The 286-nt window shown below is 74.1% G+C and carries 1 protein-coding gene; it reads right to left on the bottom strand.

What is annotated here, in order from left to right; genetic code table 11:
- Nucleotides 1-43: 43 nt before the first annotated feature.
- The coding region (locus tag CCN29_RS36435; RefSeq protein WP_442538580.1) for a 2-C-methyl-D-erythritol 2,4-cyclodiphosphate synthase at nt 44-286 on the bottom strand (243 nt) is incomplete at its 5' end.

The raw sequence follows: 286 nt of genomic DNA on the forward strand, positions 1-286 counted from the left end.
GCCGCATGTCGACACAGCCCCGCGCCCCTGGGGCGTGTGACGGTCACGCCTGTTGCATCACCAGGGCCGTCGCCACCGCCATCAGGCCCTCGTCGCGGCCCGGGAAGCCCAATCCGTCCGTGGTGGCGCCCGAGACCGAGACCGGGGCGCCCGCCGCCTCGGAGAGGATCTTCTGGGCCTCCTCGCGGCGCTTGCCGATCTTCGGGCGGGGCCCGACGACCTGGACGGCGATGTTGCCGACGCGGAAGCCGGCCTCACGGACGATGCGGGCGGCCTCGGTGAGCAG

Origin of the sequence: Streptomyces pseudogriseolus (genome assembly GCA_002154585.1) — a bacterium.
In the GTDB taxonomy this organism is placed as follows: domain Bacteria; phylum Actinomycetota; class Actinomycetes; order Streptomycetales; family Streptomycetaceae; genus Streptomyces; species Streptomyces pseudogriseolus.